Origin of the sequence: Chryseobacterium sp. MYb7, from assembly GCF_002979455.1 — a bacterium.
GTDB lineage: Bacteria > Bacteroidota > Bacteroidia > Flavobacteriales > Weeksellaceae > Chryseobacterium.
The window spans coordinates 146,947-170,362 of the sequence record NZ_PCOU01000005.1; the positions used below are offsets into that span (position 1 = coordinate 146,947).

23 protein-coding genes are annotated in these 23,416 nt (G+C 35.4%); 17 read left to right on the plus strand and 6 right to left on the minus strand.

Annotated features, from left to right (window positions below; genetic code table 11):
• Positions 1-3 precede the first annotated feature (3 nt).
• The 10 genes from CQ046_RS06365 to CQ046_RS06410 all read left to right on the plus strand — a co-directional run bounded on the left by CQ046_RS06365 (position 4) and on the right by CQ046_RS06410 (position 10,152).
• Positions 4-954 carry a glycosyltransferase family 2 protein gene (locus tag CQ046_RS06365; protein ID WP_047425488.1) on the plus strand — a complete coding sequence of 317 codons (951 nt, stop codon included), beginning with the start codon at positions 4-6 and terminating at the stop codon, positions 952-954.
• 436 nt (positions 955-1,390) lie between these two features.
• Positions 1,391-2,092 carry a GIN domain-containing protein gene (locus tag CQ046_RS06370; RefSeq protein WP_105701505.1) on the plus strand — a complete coding sequence of 234 codons (702 nt, stop codon included), beginning with the start codon at positions 1,391-1,393 and terminating at the stop codon, positions 2,090-2,092.
• Positions 2,093-2,155: 63 nt separating this feature from the next.
• Positions 2,156-3,871: a phospho-sugar mutase gene (locus CQ046_RS06375; RefSeq protein WP_105701442.1), complete on the plus strand. Its 1,716-nt coding sequence runs from the start codon at positions 2,156-2,158 to the stop codon at positions 3,869-3,871.
• A 17-nt stretch (positions 3,872-3,888) separates the two neighbouring features.
• Entirely contained in the window at positions 3,889-4,800 is a 912-nt protein-coding gene (locus CQ046_RS06380) for a hypothetical protein (RefSeq protein WP_123906580.1), read from the plus strand.
• A 28-nt stretch (positions 4,801-4,828) separates the two neighbouring features.
• Complete coding sequence (locus tag CQ046_RS06385; protein ID WP_105701444.1) at positions 4,829-6,082, plus strand: pyridoxal phosphate-dependent aminotransferase; 1,254 nt, start codon at positions 4,829-4,831, stop codon at positions 6,080-6,082.
• Positions 6,083-6,331: 249 nt separating this feature from the next.
• Entirely contained in the window at positions 6,332-7,318 is a 987-nt protein-coding gene (locus tag CQ046_RS06390) for a phosphatase PAP2 family protein (protein ID WP_105701445.1), read from the plus strand.
• Positions 7,319-7,458: 140 nt separating this feature from the next.
• Positions 7,459-8,181 carry a 3-deoxy-manno-octulosonate cytidylyltransferase gene (kdsB, locus tag CQ046_RS06395; protein ID WP_105701446.1) on the plus strand — a complete coding sequence of 241 codons (723 nt, stop codon included), beginning with the start codon at positions 7,459-7,461 and terminating at the stop codon, positions 8,179-8,181.
• A gap of 107 nt (positions 8,182-8,288) precedes the next feature.
• Positions 8,289-8,951, plus strand: coding sequence for a histidine kinase (locus CQ046_RS06400; RefSeq protein WP_105701447.1), 663 nt, complete (start codon positions 8,289-8,291; stop codon positions 8,949-8,951).
• 34 nt (positions 8,952-8,985) lie between these two features.
• Positions 8,986-9,561, plus strand: a complete 576-nt coding sequence (locus tag CQ046_RS06405; protein WP_105701448.1) for a glutathione peroxidase — start codon at positions 8,986-8,988, stop codon at positions 9,559-9,561.
• Between the two features lie 75 nt (positions 9,562-9,636).
• Positions 9,637-10,152, plus strand: a complete 516-nt coding sequence (locus CQ046_RS06410; RefSeq protein ID WP_317046993.1) for a VOC family protein — start codon at positions 9,637-9,639, stop codon at positions 10,150-10,152.
• A gap of 106 nt (positions 10,153-10,258) precedes the next feature.
• Here the strand turns inward: CQ046_RS06410 and CQ046_RS06415 are convergent, their stop codons facing one another.
• Positions 10,259-10,915: an NAD(P)H-binding protein gene (locus tag CQ046_RS06415; protein ID WP_105701449.1), complete on the minus strand. Its 657-nt coding sequence runs from the start codon at positions 10,913-10,915 to the stop codon at positions 10,259-10,261.
• 118 nt (positions 10,916-11,033) lie between these two features.
• Here CQ046_RS06415 and CQ046_RS06420 point away from each other — a divergent pair, with 118 nt between their 5' ends.
• Positions 11,034-11,387, plus strand: coding sequence for an MmcQ/YjbR family DNA-binding protein (locus tag CQ046_RS06420; protein WP_105701450.1), 354 nt, complete (start codon positions 11,034-11,036; stop codon positions 11,385-11,387).
• 83 nt (positions 11,388-11,470) lie between these two features.
• Positions 11,471-11,962 carry a hypothetical protein gene (locus tag CQ046_RS06425; protein ID WP_165790476.1) on the plus strand — a complete coding sequence of 164 codons (492 nt, stop codon included), beginning with the start codon at positions 11,471-11,473 and terminating at the stop codon, positions 11,960-11,962.
• A gap of 44 nt (positions 11,963-12,006) precedes the next feature.
• Here the strand turns inward: CQ046_RS06425 and CQ046_RS06430 are convergent, their stop codons facing one another.
• Positions 12,007-12,927 (minus strand): bifunctional riboflavin kinase/FAD synthetase, encoded by a 921-nt coding sequence (locus CQ046_RS06430; protein WP_105701452.1) that lies wholly within the window; start codon positions 12,925-12,927, stop codon positions 12,007-12,009.
• 217 nt (positions 12,928-13,144) lie between these two features.
• Here CQ046_RS06430 and atpD point away from each other — a divergent pair, with 217 nt between their 5' ends.
• From atpD to CQ046_RS06445, 3 genes are all read left to right on the plus strand, one after another.
• Positions 13,145-14,653, plus strand: coding sequence for a F0F1 ATP synthase subunit beta (gene atpD, locus CQ046_RS06435; protein ID WP_105701453.1), 1,509 nt, complete (start codon positions 13,145-13,147; stop codon positions 14,651-14,653).
• A gap of 87 nt (positions 14,654-14,740) precedes the next feature.
• Positions 14,741-15,022, plus strand: a complete 282-nt coding sequence (locus CQ046_RS06440) for a FoF1 ATP synthase subunit delta/epsilon (RefSeq protein WP_105701454.1) — start codon at positions 14,741-14,743, stop codon at positions 15,020-15,022.
• A gap of 80 nt (positions 15,023-15,102) precedes the next feature.
• Positions 15,103-15,921, plus strand: coding sequence for a hypothetical protein (locus CQ046_RS06445; RefSeq protein WP_105701455.1), 819 nt, complete (start codon positions 15,103-15,105; stop codon positions 15,919-15,921).
• Positions 15,922-16,320: 399 nt separating this feature from the next.
• Here CQ046_RS06445 and CQ046_RS06450 read toward each other — a convergent pair whose 3' ends face one another.
• Together CQ046_RS06450 and CQ046_RS06455 are read right to left on the minus strand one after the other, a co-directional pair.
• A complete protein-coding gene (locus tag CQ046_RS06450; protein ID WP_105701456.1) occupies positions 16,321-18,510 on the minus strand; it encodes a B12-binding domain-containing radical SAM protein in 2,190 nt (729 codons plus the stop codon).
• A 125-nt stretch (positions 18,511-18,635) separates the two neighbouring features.
• A complete protein-coding gene (locus tag CQ046_RS06455; protein WP_105701457.1) occupies positions 18,636-19,397 on the minus strand; it encodes a hypothetical protein in 762 nt (253 codons plus the stop codon).
• A gap of 353 nt (positions 19,398-19,750) precedes the next feature.
• Here CQ046_RS06455 and CQ046_RS06460 point away from each other — a divergent pair, with 353 nt between their 5' ends.
• Positions 19,751-20,338 carry a Crp/Fnr family transcriptional regulator gene (locus CQ046_RS06460; protein ID WP_105701458.1) on the plus strand — a complete coding sequence of 196 codons (588 nt, stop codon included), beginning with the start codon at positions 19,751-19,753 and terminating at the stop codon, positions 20,336-20,338.
• Between the two features lie 138 nt (positions 20,339-20,476).
• On the plus strand, positions 20,477-21,127 hold the full coding sequence (locus CQ046_RS06465; RefSeq protein ID WP_105701459.1) for an NADPH-dependent F420 reductase: 651 nt from the start codon (positions 20,477-20,479) through the stop codon (positions 21,125-21,127).
• Positions 21,128-21,199: 72 nt separating this feature from the next.
• Here the strand turns inward: CQ046_RS06465 and CQ046_RS06470 are convergent, their stop codons facing one another.
• Entirely contained in the window at positions 21,200-22,078 is an 879-nt protein-coding gene (locus CQ046_RS06470; RefSeq protein ID WP_105701460.1) for a DMT family transporter, read from the minus strand.
• 66 nt (positions 22,079-22,144) lie between these two features.
• Positions 22,145-23,416, minus strand: a complete 1,272-nt coding sequence (locus CQ046_RS06475; RefSeq protein WP_185126156.1) for an aminotransferase class I/II-fold pyridoxal phosphate-dependent enzyme — start codon at positions 23,414-23,416, stop codon at positions 22,145-22,147.

The window sequence follows — 23,416 nt, forward strand, 5'->3', positions numbered from 1 at the left end:
TAAATGAATTTATCTATAGTTATTCCGTTACTGAACGAAGAAGACTCTCTGGAAGAGCTTTTTTCAAGAATTGATAAAGTATGCACAACCAGCAATTTATCTTACGAAATCTGGTTTGTAGACGATGGAAGTACGGATTTGTCGTGGAGTATTATTGAGAATATGAAAGTTCAGTATCCTCAGATCCACGCTATTAAATTTTCCAGAAATTATGGAAAATCTCAGGCACTTCATGCGGCCTTTGAAAGAACAAACGGAGATGTGGTAATTACAATGGATGCCGATTTACAGGATTTTCCGGAAGAAATTCCAGAACTGTATAATATGGTAATTCATGATAATTATGATATTGTTTCCGGTTGGAAAAAGAAGCGTTTTGATAATGTAATGACGAAAAATATTCCGTCAAAACTATTCAATGCAGCAGCGAGAAAAGTTTCAGGAGTATATCTTCACGATTTCAACTGTGGTTTGAAAGCTTACAAAAAACAGGTTGTAAAATCCGTTGATGTTTACGGAGATATGCACCGTTATATTCCGGTATTGGCGGCTAACGCAGGTTTCAGAAGAATTACAGAAAAAGAAGTACAGCATCAGGCAAGACCTTACGGAACTTCAAAATTCGGAACCGAAAGATTTGTAAGAGGGTTTTTGGATTTGATAACCCTCTGGTTTGTAAGTCGTTTTGGAGGAAGACCAATGCATTTCTTCGGAGCTGTTGGGACTTTGATGTTTATTGTTGGTTTTCTTTCGGCACTTTGGTTAGGAATTTCCAAACTTATTGATGTGGCGAGAGGAATCTATGGACATTTAATTACCAATAATCCTTGGTTCTTTATTGCATTAACAATGATGATTTTGGGAAGCCTTCTGTTTGTAGCAGGATTTTTAGGAGAAATGATTATCAGAACGAACCGCGAGCATAAGAATTATAATATTGACGAAGTGATATAAAACGGAAAGATACTCATTCGAAACAAAATGAAAATCAATCTGTTAGCGTAAATATCCAGTCGATATATGACCATTCCCATCCTTTGGAGGGGTGTCAAAAATTCAAAGAATTTTTGACGGGGTGGTTAACAGATTATAATCACTTCAATTTCAATAAACAAGAAGCACTCTGTAAAAAACAGAGTGCTTTTTTTGTATTTTAAACTTATCAGATAAAAAGTAAACGAAAAAGAGAATAAGAAATAGTCTTTTCCCAAAAAGCACAAAATTGAAAATTATCAGGTATTTTATTGTCAAAAGACAAAGATTTTTAGAAATTTTAATCCTATTTTTGTTCAAACGTAATATTGAAAATCCTGTGAGAGACATGAAAAAGTTTTCAGTGATTTTCAGTAAATATCGTTGCGATTATAATATAGAATATTTAAAATTAAATATGAAAAAAGTTGTATACACATTAATGCTGGTGGCAGTAGTTTCCTGTGGAAAAGTTTCTCCAAAAGGAAATATTGAAAAGAAAGATGTGGATGTTTCGGAGTTCGTAAACCTTGATTTGGAAGGGAAATTCCGTGTATTTTATGCCAGAGGTCCTAAAAATTTTGTGGAAATAGAAACCTATCCGAATGTGGCGAGCAATCTGGATGTGGATGTAAAAGACAAAACTCTTTTCATTAAAGAAAAAAGAGGGACGAAAGGAGTAGATTTTTATAACGTAACAATTTATTCAAAATATAACCTTGAAAAAGTAGCCGTTTCTGATTCTGTTGAAGTCAATATTTCAAGTGAAATCAAAACAGACAATTTCAGACTTAATATGAAAAATAATGCAAGCTTCATGGGTTCCGTAAACACCAGAAGAGCAGAAGTGGAAATGCACAACAGAAGCCGTGCTAATTTTCTTGGATTGTCAAAAAATGCAGTGATAAAGATTTCAGATACAGCAAGTTTAATTGCTCCTTATTGGAAAATCACCAACCTGAATATTGATTCTAAAAACGGAAATTATGCAGAAGTAAATGTAAAAGATTCGTTAAAAGGGCATATTCAGAACACAGCAAAATTTATCTATTATAACGATCCAATCAGAGCATTTAAGATTGATAAAACGACGAAAGTCGAAAACAAAAAACTGGATTAAAAACAGTATTATTTAAACTAGAAACTAAGAACTTTACAAACTATAAAAGAACAACATACAAATATGAATACACTGGAAAAAGCGAAACTTTGGTTAAGTGATACCTTCGATAAAGAAACGAGAGATGCTGTACAAACATTGATCGACAGCAATTCCCCTGATCTGGAAGATTCTTTCTACAGAGAACTGGAATTCGGTACAGGAGGTATGCGTGGGATAATGGGAGTAGGAACCAACCGCTTGAATAAATATACACTAGGACAGGCTACTCAGGGATTGGCAAATTATATGCTGCAGCAGTTCAAAGGTGAAGAAATTAAAGTGGCTATTGCTTATGATGTTCGTCATAATTCCAAAGAATTTGGAAAGTTGGTAGCAGATGTTTTGACAGCAAACGGAATTAAAGTATTGCTTTTCAAAGATCACAGACCCACTCCGGAATTGTCTTTCACAGTTCGTGATAAAAAATGTAATGGAGGAATTGTATTAACGGCTTCTCACAACCCGCCGGAATATAACGGTTATAAAGTTTACTGGAATGATGGAGCACAAATTGTTCCACCTAATGATGAAGCAATTATCAATGAAGTATATTCTGTAAAATTCGAAGAAATTAAATTCAACGGAAATGATGATCTGATCGAATGGATCGGAGAGGAGCAGGATGATGTGTATATCGATGCCTGTATAGAAAACTCTACCTATCAGAATGTTGGAAAAGAAAATTTAAATATAGTTTTCACATCTATCCACGGAACAACGTATACCACAGTTCCTAAGGCTCTTGAAAAAGCAGGATTCAAAAAAGTAGATCTTGTAAGAGAACAGATGATCCCGAGCGGAAATTTCCCTACAGTAGATTCTCCAAACCCGGAAGAGCCTGCAGCATTGGAAATGGCAATGGATCTGGCAAGAATTACCAATGCAGATATCGTAATAGGAACAGACCCGGATGGAGACAGATTAGGGATTGCAGTAAGAAACCTTGATGGTGAAATGCAATTATTAAACGGTAACCAAACCAATACAATTCTTACTTATTATATCCTGAATGAATGGAGAAAACAAGGGAAAATTACCGGGAAAGAGTTCATCGGTTCTACCATCGTAACTTCGGATATCTTCTTTGATATTGCACAGAAATTCGGGGTAGAATGTAAAGTAGGTCTTACCGGATTCAAATGGATCGGAAAAATGATCCGTGAAGCAGAAGGAACTCAAAAGTTTGTATGCGGTGGTGAAGAAAGTTTCGGATTCATGACCGGAGATTTTGTACGCGACAAAGACTCTTGCGGAAGTATTCTTGTAGCTTGTGAAATTGCTGCCTGGTGCAAAGCCAACGGAAAAACAATGTACCAATACATGATTGAGATCTATGAAGATCTTGGAATGTATTACGAAGGATTAATCAATATTGTAAGAAAAGGAAAAGAAGGAGCTGAAGAAATTCAGAACATGATGAAAAACTTCCGTGAAAATCCACCAAAAGAATTGGCAGGTTCATTAGTGGAAGAAGTGAAAGACTTTAAAGAACAGACAAGCCTTACCATTTCTACGAACGAGAAAAAAGTAATGAATGAGATTCCGAAGTCAAACGTTTTGATCTATTACACACAGGATGGAACAAAAGTATGTGTAAGACCTTCAGGAACAGAGCCGAAAATCAAGTTCTATGTTTCAGTAAAGGATTCCATTACTTCAGAAGCAGATTTCAGAGATAAATTAAAATCATTGGAAGCTAAAATCGGAGCCGTTAAAACAGATTTAAAACTGGAATAATACTCTGAAAATAGCAGATGATTAAAAAAATAATAGCAGTTTGCCTATTGTCTGCAGCTGTAGTTTCCTGTAAAAAGGAAGCTGCAGTTTCAGATACAAAATCGGTAAACGATTCGGTTGTTACAACGGAGGTTAAAGAAGATCAGTACAAGCCGCTAGACACGGCTTGCTCATCCACCAACAAAACGGAGGATTATATTACTTCTCTTCAGTGGTATCGTACCAAAATCGAAAAAGAAATAGCTGGAAACAGTCCGGAACAGAATGACAAAGTATACGAAGATTATTTAAAAATAAGAGGTAAGTATACAGAATGTCTGATGAACTTACACAGCAAGGTCTTGGATAAATATGTGAATTATTATAATTACGATAAGGATCAGTATAATCTTCCGGATAACGTTAAAAAAATAGCTTCAGAACTGAAGAAAGCAGGTCTTGAATTCAGAGAAGTAGGAGAAGGTATCACCGAAATATGGACCATCCCGGGATATTATTCTACTATTTTTAAGAATAAAGTGACTCCGGATTATGAAGTCTACATTTCACAGACTGATAAAGAAAGTGAAACCAATTATGCCGCAGATGCGGGATTGATAATCAGTTGGGAACAACTGGGAGACAGACTGATGTTCTGGGAGAATTTTATGAATAAATATCCTAAAAGTAAGCTGATAAAAACTGTAAAACAAGACTATAACTACTACCTGTCCGATTATCTTCTGGGAATGGATAATACACCTACCTACGAAAGAGAACCAGACAAAGAAACCGGAAAACTAAACGATGAAAACAGAGCGGAATTCAATAGGATCATTAAAAAATATCCGAATTCCAATACGGCAAAAAAGGCAAAGGAAATAATCACCCTTTTTGATGCACAAACACCCGTAGATCAGATAGATGAGAGAATCAATGGAGAACGATAATATTAGTAAATTTTAAATAAGAAAAAAAGTGAAAGTTTCAAAATTAGCAGCGAACCTGATAGGTTCTGAAATTGTAAAAATTGGTAACGAAGTAAATGATCTAAAAGCAAAGGGAGCGGAAATTGCCAATCTTACTATTGGTGATCTGAATTCTAATATCTATCCTATCCCGGCATTGCTGAAGGAAGAGATTCAGAAAGCATATCAGAATAATCTGACGAACTATCCTCCTGCAAACGGACTTTTATCTTTAAGAAAAGAAGTTTCCAAAGACCTTAAAAAAAGATGGAACCTTGATTATTCTCCTGAAGATATCCTGATTACTGCAGGGTCAAGACCTTTGATCTATGCCGTATACAAAACCATCGTAGATGAAGGTGATAAAGTAGTATATCCTACACCATCATGGAATAATAACCATTACGCTTACCTTACTTCAGCCAACGCTGTAGAAGTAAAAACAAAACCTGAAACCAACTTCCTTCCAACTGCAGATGATTTAAGACCTCATTTGGATGGAGCCGTATTATTGGCGCTGTGCTCACCATTGAACCCTACAGGAACCATGTTTACAAAAGATCAGCTTTCAGAGATCTGTGAACTGGTGATTGCTGAAAACAAAAAAAGAGGAGCAGACGAAAAACCGTTATACTTAATGTATGACCAAATCTATTCTTGTCTTACTTTCGGTGCTGAGCACGTAGATCCGGTTTCTCTTTTCCCTGAAATGAAAAACTATACGATCTACATCGACGGTATTTCAAAATGCCTTGCAGCAACAGGAGTACGCGTTGGATGGGGATTCGGGCCTGCTCATATTCTTGATAAAATGAAAGCGCTTCTTACCCACGTTGGAGCATGGGCACCAAAACCGGAGCAGGAAGCAACTGCTAAATTCTATGAAAATCCAGAGAATGTAAATACTTTCGTTAACGATTTTAAAGCTAAACTTGAAGAAAGTCTAAAAGTTCTTCACGGTGGAATTCAGGATTTAAAAGGAAAAGGACTGGCTGTAGACAGTATTGAACCAATGGGAGCTCTTTACCTTACCATTAAATTGAACTATATCGGAAAAACAAAACCAGACGGAGCTGTCATTGAAAACTCCTCAGATCTTGTATTCTATTTAATTAATGATGCAGGAGTAGCTTTAGTACCATTCTCAGCTTTCGGAGAAGAAAAATCAGAACCTTGGTTCCGTGCTTCTGTAGGAGGATTGGCTGTAGATGAGATCAAAGTAATGCTTCCAAAACTGGAAAGCGCTTTGAACAAATTAAAGTAATTTTCTAGTAAAATATAAACTTCGGCTCTGCCCAGCGTGACACTGTTTGATCTCGAAAAGAGTATGAATCAGTGTCATGCTGAGCGGAGCCGAAGCGTTTTGATCAAATATTTAAACTGAATTTACGTTTGTTTATAAAAAATTAAATAAATATTAAAAATTAAATAATTTCTTTGTACTAAGCTCAACTAGGAATTATCTTTGGGGCTTTTACACACACTTAAATATAATAAAGTCGAAAATTACACGATGAAAAAACTGAGATTTCTACTCTTACCAGTTTCAATACTGGTATGCTCACAAGAGATTGATACGCTGCAAGTAAAAGAACTTCCAAAGGACCTCGAGTCTCCAAAAGTACAAACCTACACCTTAAAAGACGGATCTGTCAGAACGTACCCAAAACCTAAATTATTAGATTTTGTAACCAAACTACCCAGAAACTTTATCAACACCAATAAAGATTTTGTAGCCCAGGATCATGCTTATTATCTGGGAGGAGCGGTTGCAGCCACGTTGATTCTTTTACCAGTTGATCAGAAACTGATTGACAATTCCAGAGAGCTGGGAGAAAGATGGGGAATGGACAAAGATAATAACTACACCAAAGTTGGAGGTGTATTTAAAATCCCAAAAGACATCGGATCTGCGTTGTACCTGGTAGGAAACGGTTCTACATTAGTATTGTTAGGAATTGGTTTTGGAACCTATGGTTTGATTAAAAATGATTACAGAGCACAAGCCACAGCCAGTGGTTTGATGGAAAGTTTAATTCTTTCGGGAGTTTTTACCCAGACTATTAAAAGAATTACCGGAAGAGAAAGCCCTTTTATTGCAGAGATAAATGGTAATAAAGGAGGTGCATGGAACCCTTTCCCAAGTTTCTCAGCATTTGGAAAGAATACCTCGAATTATGATGCGATGCCATCAGGACACCTAACCACCTTTATGGCTGGTATTACTGTGATTGCAGACAATTATCCTGATGCAAAATGGATTAAACCGGTAGGATATACCTTAGCCGGCGCACTTTGTTTTCAGATGATGCAGAGTAAAGTTCACTGGGCTTCAGATTACCCTTTAGCTCTATTAATGGGATATTTCATTGGAAAAACAATCTCAAAAAGCAGATATACTTCTTCAGAAGGAACTATAGGAAAGACAAAATATAATCTCAACTTTGTAGCATCCCGCCAATGGGAATACAATATGGTAGGAGTAAAACTTTCTTTTTAAACTGCTGAAATCTCTGTTTTGTAGAGTAAATAAGATACTTTTCACTACATTTGATCTCAGGATAAAAGGATTATTCAGGCTTTTGTAAAGGCCGGAATAAAACCTGCTGATTTTAAAAGAATTACTTAATATCGTATTGAATGAAAATAATCGCTGTCATCCCTGCCCGTTACGAAGCAAGCCGTTTTCCGGGGAAATTAATGCAGATTTTAGGAGAAAAAACCGTGATCACTACAACCTATCAGAATGTAGTGGAAACCGGACTGTTTGATGAAGTATTTGTCGCCACAGACTCCGAAATTATTCTTGATGAAATCATAAAAAACGGTGGGAAAGCCGTAATGACAGGACAGCACGAAACAGGAAGCGACCGTATTGCTGAAGCTGTACAGAATATAGACTGTGATATTGTAATTAATGTTCAGGGAGACGAACCTTTCCTGAAGCTGGAACCTTTACGCCAGCTGATCGAAGTTTTTAAGCATGATGACCAGCAGGAAATCTCTTTAGCTTCTTTAAAAATTCAACTGCACGAAAAAGAAGAGATTGAAAACCCGAATAACGTAAAAGTGATTACTGATAATAATGGTTTTGCTTTGTATTTTAGCCGTTCCGTAATTCCTTTTCACAGAGAAGTTTCCTATGATGTAAGTTATTTTAAACATATTGGAGTATATGCTTTCAGAAAAGAAGCCTTGCTGCAGTTTTCAAAACTGGTGATGAAACCATTGGAAATATCTGAAAAGATTGAATGTATTCGCTATCTTGAATACGGAATGAAAATCAAAATGATAGAAACCAATTTCGTTGGAGTAGGTATTGATACACCGGAAGATCTGGAAAAAGCCCGAAAGTTAATTTAAAATTGTAGAAAGAAGTACAGTAAATTTGCCAATCGGCCTTTTTGCTTTCTTCGTGTTTTTGCAACTTTACATAAATCCCCCTATATTTGAATTTATAAATAAAATTAATGAAGAAGTTACTATTCGTATTTGGACTGATATTTTCGCATGTAATATTTGGACAGACCGCAAAGGAAATTATTGACAAAAACATTGAATTATCCGGAGGGTTAACCAATTGGAAATTGCTGAACTCGGTATTGCTTCAGGGAAAAGTAGTATTGGGAATCAAAGATGAATATCCGATAAGAATTTTTCAGCAACGTCCGAATCTTACTAAAACATTGATTACTACCGGAGGAAAAGAAACCGCGATTGAAGGTTTTGACGGTTCCAAAGGTTATGCAATGAATTATGCTGCGAACAAGCTTCAGGAATATCCTGAATATGTGCCGGAAAATTTTGATAATGACTTCATTGATTGGGAAAATAAAGGGTTTGATGCCAAATACCTTGGAAAAGAAAAAATAGGTGAGATCTACTGTCATAAAGTGGAACTTACGAAGAACGTTAATAAGAATATGTATTATTTTGATACAAAAACTTATATGCTGATAAAAGAAGTGAAAAAAGATGAAACGCTTGTCTATTCTGATTTTAAAAAAGTAGGAAACCTTACAATGCCTTTCAGAATAGAATCTTCCAGTACTAAAAAAGACGGAGATTACGTGATGTTATTAAACAAAATAGATATCAATAAAGTATTTCCGGCTAATATTTTCAAGTTTTAATTCAATTGCAGTTCGCTGTATAAACTGATAAAAAATGAAAAAGATTTTTTTAATGCTGCTTTCCTTCGTCGCATGCCTGCAAAGCTGCTTCAACCAAAAAAGTGAAATTTCAAAAGCTAAAACCAACGAACTTATGGGAAAAACAATATATGACTTCAAAGTAGAAAGTCTTGACGGAAAAGAAATCAATTTTGCAGATTTCAAAGGGAAAAAAATCCTGATCGTCAATACTGCTTCAGAATGTGGATTTACCCCTCAGTATGCAGATCTTGAGAAGGTATATGAGCAATACAAAGATAAATTGGTAGTTATAGGTTTCCCTGCTAATAATTTCGGAGGCCAGGAACCTGGAACCAATACTGAAATTGGAGCTTTCTGCCAGAAAAACTATGGGGTAACATTCCCAATGGCTGCTAAAGTTTCTGTGAAAGGTGATGATACCGCACCTATCTTTAAATTTTTAACAGAGAAAGAATTAAACGGAGTAAAAAATACAAGTATCCTTTGGAACTTCACCAAATTCCTGGTAGATGAAAACGGAAAACTGATAGACACTTTTGTAAGTACTACTAATCCTAACGGTGAGGTGATTACAAAGTATCTGAAATAAAGATAAAAAACTATATTTTTACAAGTGGGTGTTTACATCCACTTTTTTTATTTTTAAACCTAGTAAATGCTTCTTATGAAAAAAATAATTTTTACTCTTTGTGTCCTGGCTTCTTTTATGTTAGGGTTTGCTTTTAAGGCTGTTACGGAAAACAAATCTGATGATACGAAAAGAGTAACCGGTATTGGCGGAATCTTTTTTAAGTGCAAAGATCCTAAGAAAATGAGAGAATGGTATGAAAGCCATCTTGGTCTCAATACCAATGAATACGGAGCCGTATTTGAGTGGTTTCAAGGTGCGGATAACTCTAAAAAAGGATTCAGCCAATGGAGCCCATTCAGTGAAAAGACAAAGTATTTTCAACCTTCTGAGAAAGATTTCATGATCAATTATCGTGTAGAAAACCTTGAAAAGCTGGTTGAACAGTTAAAAAAAGAAAACGTACCAGTTGTTGATAAGATTGAGACGTATGAATATGGGAAATTTGTCCATATCATGGATATCGAAGGCAATAAAATAGAACTTTGGGAGCCTAATGATGTTGAATACGAAAAATTAGGACAGAAAATGAACAGCAAAACCACAAAATAGGTAATAGATGATAGGTAGCAGGGATTAGGTTTTATGAAAATTACTAAGAAGGTTCTCATTTTTAACACGAACCCCATTAACTCGCATCCCAAACCCCACATTCCAATCATTCATTACTCTTCTCGGCAAAACAAAAGATATTTCCAAGCTTTATACTGGAGTAGCCATTACTTTTTATTTTCGAAGAATTGATCATTGCCTTTGCCAGAATATCGGTTGGCAGGGGCTTTTGACTTTCCAGTAATCCCAATTTATTGGCAAATTTGATAATCCGGCTGCCTAAAACTTCTCCGGTTCTTTCAGAATCTTTTCGCTCAAGCATTCCCGGTTTGAAAATAGTGATCTTATTGAAATGGAGCTGTTTTACAGCGTCTTCAAGTTCTCCTTTCATTTTAGAATAGAAAATTTTAGACTGTGGATTCGCGCCATAAGCTGAAACCAGAATATAATCTTCCACCTCATTCTCTCTAGCTGCTTTCGCAAATTCATATTGATAATCAAAGTCTACTTTCTTTTGGGCTTCCTTGCTTCCGGCGTCCTTTAAAGTAGTTCCCAGACACGAAAATGCAACATCTCCTTTCACCATTTCTTTCCATTCTTCAGGTTTTTCAAAATTCACAACATGAACTCTAAGTTTATCATTCTGAATATCAACAGGTTTTCTGACAAAAATATCCACTTTATCAAACTCTTTGTCATTCAATAACTGATTGACCAGATCCTTTCCTGTGGCACCTGTAGCGCCTATTACCAGAGCTTTCATAATAATTGTGATTTTGCGGGATTATTTCTTTCTTAAATTTACTAAATTTGAATCAAAGATTAAAGAATTATATCATTTAATCATTACTAATTACTGATCACACATTATTAATAACTGCATGGATGCCAACGAGATTTTAGACTATTGTCTTGCCAAAAAAGGGGTTACGGAAAGCTTTCCGTTTGATAACGAAACACTTGTAATGAAAGTAGATACCAAAATGTTTTTACTGATGGGGCTTGAAAGACAGCCATTAGCAATCAATGTAAAAACAGATCCGGAGTGGAGTGCAGAGCTTCGTGAGCAATATCCTCAGATCACAGGCGCTTATCATATGAACAAGACCCATTGGAATTCTGTATTGCTGGAAGGATTGAAAAGAGATTTGATTCTTAAGCTTATTGATCAGTCGTATGATCTGGTTTTTAAATCTCTGACAAAGAAAGCTCAGCATGAAGTAAATTCTTTATAAAAGTATAAGAAAAGATTGAGGTACGAAATTTGTTATCTATTATCGGTGAAATATAGATTTAACGTTAATAAAATAAAGAACAAATGAGAAACCACCTTTTATTATTCGTCGCAGCAGGCACATTGATGCTATCAAGCTGCACCAATCCGGGAAAGAAAAGTACTACTGAAAATCCGGCTTCGGAAGCCTCAACATCTGAAGCTTCTTCTGAAAATATTAAATTGGAATTTTCAGGAACAGAGAACTTTACGATTAAAAACCCAAAATTGAAAGTAAGTTTATATGGAGCAGACGAAAAACTGGCAGATGCTCCTGCTACCTTAATTACAGAAAAAGAGTACGAGCAGAAATCTGTACCATTCACCATTGATCTTCCGGTACCTAAAGATGCCGAAAGTAAGATCAATCCTAAACCTACAGGTCCTGCAAAATATTACGTAACAATAAGTTGGGATTCTGATGGAAACGGAAAAGCAGATGAAAAAGGGGATCTCTTTATTGATTATGATAAACGTTTTCCCAATGTGAAACTAAGTAGTGAACCTCAAAAAATATACTTAAAAGTATTGAAATAAATAAAAGCAAAAAGGCTATTCATCACTGAATAGCCTTTTTTATCTTAAAAATTAAATTTCTCTGTTAATCTTTTATCTTCATCCAGTCTTTCAACCAGTTTTTCAAGACCTTCGAATTTGATTTCATCATGAAGAAAATCCCTGAAACTTACTGTAATCTTTTCATCATAGATATCATCATCAAAATCAAGGATATAAACTTCCACAGTTAATTTTTCTCCATTTACCGTAGGGTTGGTTCCCACACTTAGCATTCCTTTATACGAATTACCTTTTATAAATACTTCTACAATATAAGCTCCTTTTTTTGGTAAAAGCTTAATAGATTCCGTATCAATATTGGCGGTAGGATAACCAATGGTTCTTCCGATCTTCTTACCGTGGACTACTGTACCAGATACTGAGTAGGGATACCCCAGCATCTCATTAGCCTCTGTAATATTTCCGTTTAAAAGAGCATTACGAACCTTTGTTGAACTGATATTATTTTCGTGGATGTTAATAGCTTCCATTTGTTCTACTTCAAAATCAAGCTCTTTGGATAATTTTTGAAGAAGCTCGAAGTTTCCGCTTTTATTTTTTCCGAAAGAATGGTCGTATCCTATAATAAGATACTTTACATTGAGTTTATCAACTAAAATCTGACGTACAAACTCTTCTCCGGTTAAGTTTCTGAATTCTTCATCAAATTCTTTCAGGAACAGATTATCAATACCATATTTCTCCACCAGCTGTTTCTTTTCTTCCAGCGTATTCAGCAGTTTTAAATCTTCATTAGGATTAAAAACAAACCTTGGATGCGGCCAGAAAGTGAGGATAGCGGTCTCCAGATTATTCTCTGTACCTACTTTAGTCAGTTCATCAATGATACTCTTGTGCCCGAGATGTACTCCGTCAAACATACCTAAAGACAGTGCTAAAGGCTTCTGTGAGGAATAATCTATAAAATTCTTGAAAACTTTCAAAACGGAAAAATTTGATTGCAAATATAGAAATAATGTACCAATGTATCAATATAACAATAGAGTAATACCTGTAACCTTAACATTGCTACCTTGATACATTGTTATATCGGGATATTACTAAAATAATCTATTCTTAAAAAGCATGATAAAAATCTTTTTTTTACCAATTGCGGGTTTATGAAGAATCACTATATTTGCACCAAGAAAAAATTTAGCAATGGCAAACCAAATTAAAGGTAAAATTTCTCAAATTATTGGTCCGGTAATCGACGTTGTCTTCACAGATGTGGAAGCTGTTCCAGCAATCTATGACGCGTTAGAAATTACAAAAGAAAACGGTGAAAAAGTAATCTTAGAAGTAGAACAACATATTGGCGAAGATACAGTAAGATGTATCGCAATGGACGCTACTGACGGTCTTAAAAGAGGGCAGGACGTAATTGGATACGGAAATCCTATTATGATGCCTATCGGTGAGGCGGTAAACGGAAGACTATTCAACGTTGTTGGTGATGCTATCGACGGACTTCAAAATATTTCTAATGAGGGTGGTCTTCCAATTCACAGACCAGCTCCAAAATTTGATCAACTTTCAACTTCTGCAGAAGTTTTATTTACAGGTATTAAAGTAATCGACTTAGTTGAGCCTTACGCAAAAGGAGGTAAAATTGGTTTGTTCGGTGGTGCTGGTGTAGGTAAAACAGTATTGATTCAGGAGTTGATTAACAATATTGCAAAAGGACACGGAGGTCTTTCAGTATTCGCCGGAGTAGGTGAAAGAACGAGAGAAGGAAATGACCTTTTGAGAGAGATGCTGGAATCAGGTATTATCAAGTATGGTGATGATTTCATGCATTCTATGGAAAACGGAGGTTGGGATCTTTCTAAAGTAGACTTAGAAGCTATGAAAGATTCTAAAGCAGCATTCGTTTTCGGACAGATGAACGAGCCGCCAGGTGCAAGAGCGAGAGTAGCACTTTCTGGTCTTACATTGGCTGAGTACTATAGAGATGGTGGAGAAAGCGGACAAGGTAGAGATGTACTTTTCTTCGTAGACAACATCTTCCGTTTTACACAGGCTGGTTCTGAGGTATCTGCACTTCTTGGTCGTATGCCATCAGCGGTAGGTTACCAACCAACGCTTGCTTCTGAAATGGGTGCGATGCAGGAAAGAATTACTTCCACTAAAAATGGTTCAATTACTTCAGTACAGGCGGTATACGTACCTGCGGATGACTTAACTGACCCGGCTCCTGCAACTACGTTTGCTCACTTGGATGCAACTACGGTACTTGACAGAAAGATTGCTTCATTAGGTATCTATCCAGCGGTAGATCCACTTTCTTCTACTTCAAGAATCCTAAATCCTGAAATCTTAGGTCACGATCACTACAACTGTGCTCAAAGAGTAAAAGAAATTCTTCAAAGATATAAAGCTCTTCAGGATATTATCGCAATCCTTGGTATGGAAGAACTTTCTGAAGAAGATAAATCTGTTGTATACCGTGCAAGAAAAGTTCAGAGATTCTTATCTCAGCCTTTCCACGTAGCAGAGCAGTTTACAGGTATTCCAGGATCATTAGTAGATATCAAAGATACTATCAAAGGATTCAACATGATTATGGATGGTGAATTAGATCACTTACCAGAAGCAGCTTTCAACTTGAAAGGAACCATCGAAGAAGCTATCGAAGCTGGACAAAAAATGTTAGCTGAAAACGCTTAATAATTAGACACAAGATATAAGATACCAGACATGAGACTTTTAGGTTGTCTGAAATCTGAAATCTGAAATCTTCAAATCTAAATTAAAATGAATATAAAAATTTTAACACCAGAATACGTAGTTTTTGAAGGAGAAGTAGACTCAGTATTATTGCCTGGAAAAAATGGTGAATTTCACATCATGAAAAACCACGCAGGAATCGTTTCTTCTTTGATCGGAGGTGATGTAAAGCTTTTTGCTAATTCTATTGATGAAGCTTTTGCTAAAAACTTCACTAAAGAATCCGGAAAAGACTCTGTTTTTGCTTATGCTATCAAAAGCGGTGTTGTAGAATTTAATCATAATAAAGGAATTATCCTTTGTGAATAATTAAATGAAAAGCTAAATATATTTTCAAGAAAGTGTAACTTTGTGTTACACTTTTTTTATTTATGTAAAAGTCTCATGGTATGAAGAAAGGCATAATCATATTCTTTACAGTTCTGGGTGTTTTCCTCCATGCTCAGAATATTAAAACCAAGAGAGGAATTATCAATCTTGACGGTGTCCCGGTAGCTAAGCTCTCCAGCAAATCCAGCGAATATACTTTTATGGATTTAAAAGAGACTCCGCTCTATACGATAAAATTCATTGATAAAAGCATCGTTGATTCTGTTCGCGACAGCTATATCAGCATCAACAGAGTATACAACAGGGATAAGACCATCGAAATTGATTATTCATCACCTTCTGCATTTTCCGGAGAGGAAAAATCTGCCGTCTTTACCTCAGTTAAAGATCTTAAAATCATTGATAACAAAGGAATCAATGTCAAGAATCTCGATGAACTTTTTTCCAATGTACCCAAAAGAAAGCTGGATACTAAAACGAAAGATGCATATGCTATCCGAAAGAAAATTGATAAGATGAATATTGAGGTCAATAAAGTAGGAGAGATTCTTAGTAATGGTGTTCCTGTAGGGTATTTTACCAATTTACCGGTAAGTTTCGGTTCGGAAGATACTATCATGGATAAAACCTCTATAGATATTGAAATTTATGACGCCAAAAGTAAACTTATCGGAAGATATGTTACTACTACAAAACAACTGAAAACAGCAGGAGGGAAATCATTTACAATTTATAAGGAGATGTCTGGCAGGGCTTCTATCTTAAAGTTTCCAACCTATAAAGCACTTGCAGAGCGTATGGCAATTATGGATCCTAATTTTATAAAAATACAGGAGAAAGTGTCGGTGGGAACTGTAACAAAAGAGACTCCTAATTGATTTATCTGAGAAAAGGAATTATTTATTATCAATAGGAACGGGTTATAATCCTGAGCTTAGACGAAGGAAGCCCGTTTATTAAAATATAAAATTTCCATCGGCTTTAGCCAAAACTTATATAATTTTACTTTAAACCACCCCGTCAAAAATTCTTTGAATTTTCGCTACCCCTCCAGAGGATGGGAATATTTTGACGTCTTATTTATAGTAGTCAGAAATTTAGACTTGATCCTTTCTGTATGAAAAATTAAAAGGTTTTATTCCCTCAAATAAAAATCTGTGTAAATCCGTGTAATCTGCGGGAGATTATAATTCAATCAAGTCTTATTCATCCAGAAAAATGAAAATTCACAAAAAATTCTGCAATTTCAAAAATCCCTGAGAAAAAAACGAAAATTTTTATAAACTTAAAATTACTCCATTTTCCTTCAATTGCTGCATCGGTTTTGAGAACCAGAACAACTCAAAATCTTCGAAATTTTCTTCAAATTGATTCTTAAGTTGCTGAACTGTAGGTTTTTTGGAATTTTCAATGGCATTTTCTTCCAATACACCCATTAGCCACTCTGCCTTTTCTTGTTCCAGCTCTACCTTCACAATATTGGTTTTTAGGTGGAATGTAAGAAGCGTATATGTACCAGAGTATTTCTTTTTATTTTTTACGCGATTCTCAGCGATTACATTTTTGGTCAAAAAGATCACTTTTGAATTTCCTTTCAGACTAAATTGTCCATCTTCCAAAAGACAGTCATGAATATAATCCGGATGAATAGTTGTTCTTGGAATTTTAAAATCAAACCACTCCTGAAGAGGCAGTTCAAAATTGACTCCATGCATATAATTGAATAAAGATTTCTTTAATCCAAAACTAAACTTGTTATGATCAATTCCGGTTTTATCTTTAAAATCGATATCATTGTTGGCAAATAAGATTTCCTGCTTTACGGGAACCACTCCAAAATCTTCAGGGCTGATTCCTACAGGCGAATGAGCAGTCATGGCAAATTGATGCCAGAATCCACTTTGAAGAATTCCCATTTCAAACATCTGCCGAATCATTTCCAGAGAATCAACGGTTTCCTGAACGGTTTGGGTAGGGTAGCCATACATCAGATAAGCATGAACCATAATTCCGGCTTCAGTAAAATTTCTGGTTACGTTAGCGACCTGATCTACAGAAACTCCTTTATCAATTAATTTCAACAATCGGTCACTGGCTACTTCAAGTCCTCCTGAAACAGCAACACATCCTGAAAGTTTCAGGAGGTAACATAAATCGCGGGTAAAACTTTTTTCAAAACGGATATTTGTCCACCAGGTAACGACAAGATTTCTTCGTAGAATTTCCAGTGCTACTTCTCTCATCAAGGCTGGCGGTGCCGCTTCATCCACAAAGTGGAATCCTGTTTCACCAGTGGTGCGGATTAATTCTTCAATTCGGTCAACCAGAATTTTAGCAGAAATAGGTTCGTAGATTTTAATATAGTCTAAAGAAATATCACAGAATGTACACTTTCCCCAGTAGCATCCATGAGCCATGGTCAGTTTGTTCCATCTTCCGTCACTCCATAAACTGTGCATCGGATTGGCGATTTCAATAACAGAAATATATTGATCCAGTTTTAAATCTGTATAATCAGGAGTTCCGATTTCAGACTGCTTGTAATCATGTTTTTTAGAATTGTTCTTATAAACAACTTCATTATTTTCGAGAAGGAAAGTTCTTTTAAACTCACCTTCTTCAGATGGAATTTCTAAATTGTGGTGAAGAAGTTCAAGTGGAGTTTCTCCGTCATCTAACGTAATAAAATCAAAAAATTCAAATACTCTTTGATCTTTCACTTCCCTTAATTCTGTATTGGGAAAACCTCCTCCCATGGCTGTTTTGATGTGTGGATATTTTTTTTTGATCCATTGGGCACATTTGAATCCGGAATATAAATTTCCGGGAAACGGTACTGAAAAACAAACCAGTTTCGGCTGAACAGTTTCAATTTTTTCACGAAGAATTTTTAAAGTAAATTCATCAATAAATGTGGGTTCACCACATAGTTTCGAATATAATTCATCAAAAGAATTGGCGCTTTTTCCAAGACGTTCTGCATACCTGCTGAAACCAAAATCAGAATCAATATTTTCTACAATATAGTCGGAAATATCTTCCAAATACAAAGTTGCCAGATGCTTGGCTTTATCCTGGAGCCCCATATTTCCAAAAGCAAATTCCATATCATCCAACTGGTTGAAACGGGAAGCTTCGGGTAGAAAATTCATACTGCAGATCTGTCTTGCCAACGTAGGCGTTTTATCCTGTAAAAAAGTAATAACCTGATCTATGGTTTTTACATATTCTTCTCTTAAGGCATAGATTCTCTGAGAGTTTTCAGAGATGTTATGAAGATCAATTTCTTTACTGAAAACCTTTTGAATTCCGTCTTTTGAAAATAATTCCAAAATAACATCGATCCCCAAATCTACCTGATAAGCGGAAATATTTTTGGTATTTAAAAATCCTTTAATATAAGCCGTGGCAGGATAGGGAGTATTAAGCTGGGTAAAAGGCGGAGTAATAAGAAGCAGGTCTTTCAACAGAAATTTTTTGCAAAGTTATTCTAAAGTTTTTTTAGAAAAAAATTTTTTCTCCTGATTATACACCGTGAAGAAAAGTCTTTAAAATTCTGCATTGTTACATTCTCAATGAAAAAGAGAATCTGCTAAAATAAATTGGCTGGTTTATTAAACAAAGCATCCGGAGAATTATTGTCAATAAAATTTAGGAACGAATTTTCATCGAAATATCCGTCTTCATCAATAATTTCGGATTTCAATAATCCAATATCGCCAGGTTTTTCAATACTGATATTCTCGATGAACTTTCCTGTTTTTCCGATGATTTCATTATGAAAACTGATTAAATATCTGGAATATATATTTCCTTCAGCCACCGTATAATGCCCGTTTTCTGCAATAAGAGAGGTCATAATACTTCCTCCTATATACGTTTCATTATCATTGCCCGAAGCTCCGAATAATACTTTGGATGTAATATTTCCGGAACAGTATAATGAACCGTTGACAATAATATTTTCAGCCTGAATATTACCTGTAACAATGAGAACAATGTAATCTTCCACAAACAGTTTTTTTGATAACTGAAGGTCACCTTCTATAAGAATTATTTTGTACCCTTCATCTTCAATGGTCACCAATTCAAGAGAAATGTTGTTTTCATTTTCTATAAGGACAATTTCGGGAGCATTATCTTCATTATTAATATGCAGAGAAGCATCTTTGATTTTTTCTGCTGTTTCATCGTCCAGCATTTCTAGAAATTCAGCAAGACTTTCTTCGTCTAAATAGCTTTCATTGAAAAAATTGTTTTCCAAGGCTTCATGAGCAATGCTATATAGATTTTCTGATTTTTCTTTGAGCTTTTTGTATAATTGATCTTTAGTAAGTTTTTGCAATTCTTTCATCGGCTTTTAAAAGTATATACATGTGTCTGTTCAGTGGAGGAAACACCTATTAATAGACAGATGCAATATAGTCAGATAAATTTTGTTATGCCAGAAAGTAAAGGATTTATTTTGTTAAATATATTCAGACATAATATTTTTTTATCTTAATATGATATTATTTTATCAATAAACAGACTTCTACGAACTCCTGTGCAGTATTTTATTATTTTTGATACAAAAAAGAACGATGTGAAAATATTTTTTTGATATTGATTTTTTAGAGTCATTCATCCTTAGAATGTTCAGTTTTTTTTGATATATTGTAATAATGATTTACTCAAAATCTGTATAACAAGTACATTCTATTTACAATGTCAAAAGAAACCACTCCGCTTGTAGAATATTTTAAAAGCTATATTCCGCTTTCAAAGAAAGAAATTGAGGTTTTGAACGAACGTTTTGTTGAAAGAAGAATTAAGCGAAAACAATTTATTCTGCAAGAAAACGAGATCTGTCAGTATTATACGTTTGTGGTTTCAGGATGCTTAAAAATGTACAATATAGACGGGAATGGGGAAGAGCATAATCTTCAGTTTGCTGCAGAAAACGATTGGATTGTGGATATAGACAGTTTTCATAATAAAAAGCCAAGTCAGCTGTATATTGCAGCTCTTGAGACTTCCATTGTACTGCAGATTGAAAAAAATGACCTTTGGTTTCTTTATACCTATTATCCCAAATTTGACAGAAACTTCAGGGTAATTATTGAACAAAAATTTATTGAGCTCCAAAATCGGGTACTTCAAAATATAAGCTCAACGGGAGAAGAAAAGTATGAGTTTTTCCTCAAACATTATCCCCAGTTGGCAAACAGGCTTCCCAATACACAGATTGCTTCCTATTTGGGAATTACTCCCCAATTCTTAAGTAAAATCAGACAGCGAAGAATCAAAAACTGATTATATTCATCTTCTTTATAAAACTAGTTTCATCATTTGTCTTACCAAATGTCAAGATGAGTTCTTAAACTAGTTTGTCATTTTCTGAATAGGTTTCCACCTAATTTTGACATAGATAAATATTAAAAATCAAAAGAAATGAAAACATTAAAAAAAGTAGCCGTTATTGGCTTAGGGAATATTGGAAAAGCAATCGCCGGTGATTTAATTAATAACAACCATGAAGTGATTGTAGCCTCAAGAAATAATGAAGAATCAGCTGATTTTGCTCAACAGTCTAATGGTTTTGCTCAAAGTATGGATATTGATCAGGCAATTAATACTGCAGACATTATTATTCCGGCAATATGGTTTGGTGCTTTTAAAGAATTCTTCAATGATCATGAGGAAATTCTGAAGGGAAAAACCATTATTGATGTCTCAAATCCTATCGCTCCGGATGGAAATGGAGGATTCAAAAAGATCATTGGAGAAAAAGAATCTGCTGGAGAACTCAACAGGGCAGTGCTTCCTCAAGGTGCTAAGCTGGTAAAAGCATTTGGAACATTAGGAGCAGGAAGTCTTGCGGGTGCTTCCAACAACATTCCGGAAAAAGCAGTATTGTTTTATGCGTCAGATGATACCTCAATAGACAAAGATGTTGAAGATGTAATTAAAAGCGCAGGATTTAATCCTTTAAAAGTAGGAGGGATTGACCAGTCGATCCGTATAGAGGTTTTTGGAGATCTGCATGAATTTGGAGCACTGGGAAAAACGGTGAATCTTTCAGAAGCTCAATCAAAATTATAGAAAAACACTTAACTCAAGTGATACAAAAGCCGGACTTCTTTAGGAGTCGGCTTTTTTTGTTTTTTATATCAGTTAAGCATGACCTATTTTCTTTTGATCACCAATTACATTCAACGTAACTCCAAAAAGGATTAAAGTAATCCCGATCAGCAGATTGGGAGTAAATTTTTCATGAAACATCAAAACACTGATCAATACAGCAACCACAGGTTCCAGGGCTCCTAAAATAGCCACAGGAGTAGAACCGATATATTTAATCGCAAATACCAGACACAAGCTGGAAATAACCGTAGTCAAAAATGCGAAAATAAGAAAGTTGATGAAAACCTCTGTTGAAGGAATGGCAAATGATTCATTTGCCATCAAAGCCTTGGTCATAAAGAATATTGAGGTGAAAAACATAGAATAAAACGTAAGCTTAAATCCTGAAACCTTAATATTCGATTTGTTGACAATAACCATATATAATGCATAGAACAGTGAACTGAGCATCACAATTCCCAGTCCTGCAAAATTGATTTCCAATCCGTTTCCTTTTAAACACAAAACAATGACTCCTGCAAAAGCCAAAAGTAAAGATGCTCCGGATAATTTGGTAAGTTTCTCTTTATAAAAGAAAAGCATGATCAACGCTACAATAATTGGGTAGATAAATAAAACGGTAGAGGCAATTCCTGGGGTAAGAAAATCATAGCCTAAAAACAGAAACTCTGAAGAAAGGGCATAGCAGATTCCAAGAATAGCCAGAATTAAGGCTTCTTTTTTATTGATTTTAAAACTTTCCCTCGAATACAGCAGATATCCTCCCACCATTAAAGCTGAAAAGAAAAATCTATAAAACAGCGTAATATCCATTGAAAAGTGTGCCTGCTTCACAGGTAGAATAAAAATCGGAATCAGTCCATATGAAACAGCCGACAGAATTCCCAGTGTGTAACCTCTAAGTTTCATTTGCTTTTATAGGTATTAAACAAAAAAGCCACTGAATCAATCAGTGGCTTTTTTTATTTTTTAAGATTAAATAGGTTTAAAACTTAATCCTTGTTCCTGCAGTAATTTTTCTTCCTGCTCCTTGTAGTAGCCACCTACTAATTTATCATGAATTGCTTCAAATGCTGCCAGAGTTTCATTAATCTCTGCATCTGTATGAGAAGCGGTAGGAATTAGTCTTAAAAGAATCATTCCCTTCGGAATGACCGGATATACCACCACAGAGGTGAAAATACCGTAATTTTCTCTTAAATCTTTCACTAATATAGTTGCTTCTACCGGAGTTCCCTGCATCATAACCGGAGTTACACAAGTATTGGTATCTCCAATATTAAATCCTCTTTCTTTAAGTCCTCTTTGTAGTTTTTCAACATTCTCCCAAAGTTTAGCTTTGATCTCAGGTCTTGATCTCAATAGCTCTAATCTTTTTAATCCTCCGATTACCATTGGCATCGTAAGAGATTTTGCGAAGATTTGTGATCTCAGGTTGAATTTCAGATATCTGATAATTTCTTTGTCACCCGCAAGGAATGCTCCGAAACCTGCCATAGATTTAGCAAAAGTAGAGAAATACACATCAATCTGATCATTACAGTTTTGTTCTTCACCCACACCGGCACCCGTTGTACCAAGAGTTCCGAAACCGTGAGCATCATCTACTAAAAGTCTGAATTGATATTTTGATTTAAGATCACAGATCTCTTTAATTTTTCCCTGTTGGCCTCTCATTCCGAAAACCCCTTCTGTAATTACAAGAATACCTCCTCCTGTTTCTTCAGCTACTTTAGTTGCTCTCTGAAGGTTTTTTTCAAGACTTGCCATATCATTGTGCTTGTAGGTAAATCTTTTACCAGAATGAAGTCTTACTCCATCCACGATGCAGGCATGAGAATCCATATCATAAACAATGACATCATTTCTGCTTACCAAAGCATCAATGGTAGAAACCATTCCCTGGTAACCGAAATTCAATAAGTATGCTGATTCTTTTTTTACGAAGTCTGCCAATTCTCTTTCCAGCTGAAGGTGCTGATCTGTTTCTCCAGACATTGCTCTTGCTCCCATTGGATAGAACATTCCGTATTCTGCAGCCGCTTTTGCATCCGCTTCTATAACTTCAGGGTGATTACACAGTCCTAAATAGTCATTGGCACTCCAGAAAATTACTTCTCTCCCCTGAAATTGCATTCTAGGGCCGATAGGTCCCTCTAATCTTGGGAAAATAAAATAGCCTTCACCATAATCTGCAAATTGTCCAAGTGGTCCTGGATTTTCTTTTATTCTTTCAAAAATATCCAA

What these genes read in the sequence shown, in the direction of transcription:
- CQ046_RS06390 (WP_105701445.1), top strand. Translation starts at nt 6,332, where the DNA reads ATGAAAAAACTGAGATTTCTACTCTTACCAGTTTCAATACTGGTATGC.
- CQ046_RS06405 (WP_105701448.1), top strand. Translation starts at nt 8,986, where the DNA reads ATGAAAAAGATTTTTTTAATGCTGCTTTCCTTCGTCGCATGCCTGCAA.
- CQ046_RS06370 (WP_105701505.1), top strand. Translation starts at nt 1,391, where the DNA reads ATGAAAAAAGTTGTATACACATTAATGCTGGTGGCAGTAGTTTCCTGT.
- CQ046_RS06410 (WP_317046993.1), top strand. Translation starts at nt 9,637, where the DNA reads ATGAAAAAAATAATTTTTACTCTTTGTGTCCTGGCTTCTTTTATGTTA.
- CQ046_RS06425 (WP_165790476.1), top strand. Translation starts at nt 11,471, where the DNA reads ATGAGAAACCACCTTTTATTATTCGTCGCAGCAGGCACATTGATGCTA.
- kdsB (WP_105701446.1), top strand. Translation starts at nt 7,459, where the DNA reads ATGAAAATAATCGCTGTCATCCCTGCCCGTTACGAAGCAAGCCGTTTT.
- CQ046_RS06420 (WP_105701450.1), top strand. Translation starts at nt 11,034, where the DNA reads ATGGATGCCAACGAGATTTTAGACTATTGTCTTGCCAAAAAAGGGGTT.
- CQ046_RS06365 (WP_047425488.1), top strand. Translation starts at nt 4, where the DNA reads ATGAATTTATCTATAGTTATTCCGTTACTGAACGAAGAAGACTCTCTG.
- CQ046_RS06440 (WP_105701454.1), top strand. Translation starts at nt 14,741, where the DNA reads ATGAATATAAAAATTTTAACACCAGAATACGTAGTTTTTGAAGGAGAA.
- CQ046_RS06415 (WP_105701449.1), bottom strand. Translation starts at nt 10,915, where the DNA reads ATGAAAGCTCTGGTAATAGGCGCTACAGGTGCCACAGGAAAGGATCTG.
- CQ046_RS06460 (WP_105701458.1), top strand. Translation starts at nt 19,751, where the DNA reads ATGTCAAAAGAAACCACTCCGCTTGTAGAATATTTTAAAAGCTATATT.
- CQ046_RS06470 (WP_105701460.1), bottom strand. Translation starts at nt 22,078, where the DNA reads ATGAAACTTAGAGGTTACACACTGGGAATTCTGTCGGCTGTTTCATAT.
- CQ046_RS06445 (WP_105701455.1), top strand. Translation starts at nt 15,103, where the DNA reads ATGAAGAAAGGCATAATCATATTCTTTACAGTTCTGGGTGTTTTCCTC.
- atpD (WP_105701453.1), top strand. Translation starts at nt 13,145, where the DNA reads ATGGCAAACCAAATTAAAGGTAAAATTTCTCAAATTATTGGTCCGGTA.
- CQ046_RS06375 (WP_105701442.1), top strand. Translation starts at nt 2,156, where the DNA reads ATGAATACACTGGAAAAAGCGAAACTTTGGTTAAGTGATACCTTCGAT.
- CQ046_RS06455 (WP_105701457.1), bottom strand. Translation starts at nt 19,397, where the DNA reads ATGAAAGAATTGCAAAAACTTACTAAAGATCAATTATACAAAAAGCTC.
- CQ046_RS06465 (WP_105701459.1), top strand. Translation starts at nt 20,477, where the DNA reads ATGAAAACATTAAAAAAAGTAGCCGTTATTGGCTTAGGGAATATTGGA.
- CQ046_RS06380 (WP_123906580.1), top strand. Translation starts at nt 3,889, where the DNA reads ATGATTAAAAAAATAATAGCAGTTTGCCTATTGTCTGCAGCTGTAGTT.
- CQ046_RS06400 (WP_105701447.1), top strand. Translation starts at nt 8,289, where the DNA reads ATGAAGAAGTTACTATTCGTATTTGGACTGATATTTTCGCATGTAATA.